This window comes from Acidithiobacillus sp., assembly GCF_023255755.1.
Lineage (GTDB): Bacteria > Pseudomonadota > Gammaproteobacteria > Acidithiobacillales > Acidithiobacillaceae > Acidithiobacillus.
The window spans coordinates 1-3118 of sequence record NZ_JAGDVS010000003.1 but is presented as its reverse complement, the minus strand read 5'-3'; the positions used below and the strand labels follow the sequence as shown (position 1 = coordinate 3118).

Annotated in this window: 3 protein-coding genes; all 3 read right to left on the bottom strand. The window is 57.7% G+C overall.

Annotated elements, in window-relative coordinates; genetic code table 11:
* Window positions 1-25: 25 nt before the first annotated feature.
* Window positions 26-1453 (bottom strand): pyruvate kinase, encoded by a 1428-nt coding sequence (pyk, locus tag Q0C48_RS00105; RefSeq protein WP_291520432.1) that lies wholly within the window; start codon window positions 1451-1453, stop codon window positions 26-28.
* On the bottom strand, window positions 1450-2844 hold the full coding sequence (locus tag Q0C48_RS00100) for an FAD/NAD(P)-binding oxidoreductase (RefSeq protein WP_291520430.1): 1395 nt from the start codon (window positions 2842-2844) through the stop codon (window positions 1450-1452). The genes pyk and Q0C48_RS00100 overlap by 4 nt, the downstream gene beginning before the upstream one ends.
* A gap of 15 nt (window positions 2845-2859) precedes the next feature.
* Window positions 2860-3118, bottom strand: a 259-nt coding sequence (locus tag Q0C48_RS00095) for a PfkB family carbohydrate kinase (RefSeq protein ID WP_291520428.1), incomplete at its 5' end; no start/stop codon positions are given.

Here is a 3118-nt window from a genome sequence, read left to right as displayed (position 1 = left end):
AAGCTGTCCATAAAACACTCTCCTGTTATTGCGTGGCAGAAACATCCAGATGAATGATTTCCAGGCGGTTGGTCCCTCCCGGATGACCCTTGCTGGGGCCTTGCGTCAGTAAAATCAAACCTTTTTCTACAGCGTTAGTGAGCAGCCAGCGACGCGCTGCATCTTCCCAGCCACTTTCAGGGCTCGGCATCTCTATAGGATAGACCCCATAGTGCAGACAGAGGCGCTGACAGGTTACAGGATGGGGACTCATGGCCAGAATCCAGGGTTCAAGCCGAAAGCGCGCAATGCGTGCGGCGGTGGTTCCCGTTTCTGTAGGGGTTACTACAAATAAAGGATTCAGCCGTTCGGCGCTGTGCCGGACATTACTCGCAATAATAGATTCTACGCTGGGCTTGTCATCGAGGTCGATGGAACTCAAAGGAGTGAGTTCCGCCCGGTTTTTTTCGGTAACGCGGGCAATTTCTGCCAGCATTTTTACGGCTTCTACCGGAAAATCGCCCATGGCCGACTCTTCCGAGAGCATGATGCAGTCTGTCCCATCGAGGATGGCATTGGCCACGTCGGTCACTTCCGCGCGGGTTGGCCGCCGGTTATGTACCATGGACTCCAGCATCTGGGTAGCGGTGATGACGGGTTTGCCCACGGCGCGTGTCTTGCGGATCAGGCGTTTCTGGATAATGGCAATTTCTTCAATCGGCACTTCTACTCCGAGATCGCCGCGTGCCACCATGATGGCATCGGTGGCGTCGATGATCGCATCAATATGTTTCCAGGCCCGTGCTCTTTCGATTTTGGCGACCAGAAAAGGATGAAAAAATCCCAGGGCGTTGGCTGCACGGCGGGCGGCGTGCAGGTCTTCGGCACTTTCCACAAAAGAAACACTCAGACCATCGACTCCGGCCTTCAGGGCAAATGCCAGTAATTCCCGATCGGCAGCGGTGAGCGCGCCGCCCTCCAGATAAACACCGGGTAAATTGACGCCTTTATGGGAAAGCAGCACACCACCGACGAGCACCTGACACAGTACGCCCTGGCTATCATGCTGTTCTACCCGAAGTTCCAGAAAGCCGTCATTGAGGTAGACCGTATCGCCCTTGACGAGGGGTTTGGCCAGGGGCGGCAGTTCCAGAGGAATGGCCTGCGCCGTCCCCGGCGCACCCGGAGCGAGTAGAACATGATCCCCATGCTTGAGAGTGACCGGGGCCGGCAAGGAGCCAATACGGATTTTCGGGCCGGGCAGATCGGCCATAATGGCGACGCGATAGCCGGTCTTGCGGGCGGCATCGCGGATGCGGGCAATGCGCGCCCGATGTTCATCGGGGGTGCCATGGGCCAGGTTGAGCCGGGCGACATTCATGCCCGCCCGGATCATCTGTTCCAGGACATTGGGGGCATCAGATGCGGGACCGATGGTGCAGACAATTTTGCTGCGATGCTTGGGGAGTTTCATAAGGGTTGATCCTCCACGCAGGGGTGGAGGAGGGCATAATGACGCTGCAGGGCATCTCCGGTTGCGGCAACCAGCGGATGCAGGGAAGGGGTCAGGCGCGGCTGGCTGCCAAACTGCATGCTGACCAGATCGGGTGCAGTAGCGTGCATCTGAATGGCGAGACCGATTGTGTTGACCAGTTCCCCGGTGGTGGCACCGCCCAGGACCTGCCCACCCAGGATTTGCAGGGAGTCAGCAGCAAAAATGATACGGCAGAAAATTTCTGTGGTGTTGGGCATGGAGGCCGGATGGTGATCGGGCAGGCGGGCTTCCCCACTTAAAATCGGAAAGCCTTCCTGTTCGGCCTGATGTTCGGTCAAGCCGGCCACACCAAAAGCCAGGCCATCAATTTCACTGGCGTAGACGCTCACCGAGCCGGCATTGGTACGCAACTGACGCAGGCCATACAAATTCATTCCGGCAATGCGGCCTTCAGCGGCGGCTTGTGAGGCAATCATGGCATGATTGGCCTTGCGCGTAAAAAAGTCCTGTTTGTGGGCACAATCACCCACGGCGAAAATATGGGGGTCTTCCCGGGTACGTTGAAAAGCATCGACCCAGATACCACCAGAGCGGCTCAGGGTCAGGCCCATCGCCTTGGCCAGATCCACCTGTGGACGGGTACCGATGGCAATGAGCACCGCATCAACCTCCAGAGCCTCCTGTCCGGCGATTTGCACTTGGCCTACCCGTTTACCATCGGCACCGGCCACCAGGGCTTCTACCTTGCAGCCGGTATGAATATGGACGCCGTGCTCGCTGAGCTGTTTTTCTACCGCCTTACAGGCATCCAGATCAAAAGCCGCCTGCATCAGGTGGGGCAGCATCTCGACAATGTGGACCTCAATACCGCGCTTGCGGATTTCATCGGCAAATTCCACGCCGATAAACCCTCCGCCAATAATCGCCAGCTTTTTGATTTGCGGGATCAGGGTGCTGAACAATTTGTCGAGATAGTCATAATCCTTGTGAATGCTGAAAACGCCTTCCAGTTCTGTACCCGGAATGGGCGGAATGAAGTTTTCCGCGCCGGTCGCCAGAACCAGCCGTTCCCAATGGATGAGATCCCCGTTTTCCAGAGTGGCGGTGTGGGCATTGCGATCTATGCTGGCGACTTTACCAATCTGGATCCGGCCGCCCGCTGCGAGGAGCGGCGCACGTCCGGCCATGTCTTCTTCGGTGCCTCCCAGGGTACCGAAAATATAGGGAATCCCGCAGGGAATGACAGCGTCCGTCTCGGGGCGCAGCACCAGAACCTTTTTGTGGGGAGAAAACTGGGCGGCGGTTATGCCCGTCATCATTCCGGCGGGACCACCGCCGACAATCAGAATATCCGTTGTACTTTCCGTCATGTCGTAAATCTCCTTTTAAATATCGAGCATCTTGACGTTCACCTGTTGCAACAGTTCAACCACCTGACTGTGAGAAAATATTTCCGTACCGGGCCGTGCCGCCGTGCCACTGCCGCAGGCAACGGCCAGTCGCAACGCCTCGGCGGGGCTCTGCCTGCGTGCCAGCGCCGCTACCAGTCCGGCAACCATGGAATCTCCCGCACCAACCGTGGATTTGACCGCTATGCTGGGTGCCTCGGCCAGATAACTGCCGTCGGGTCCGACCAGCAGGGCG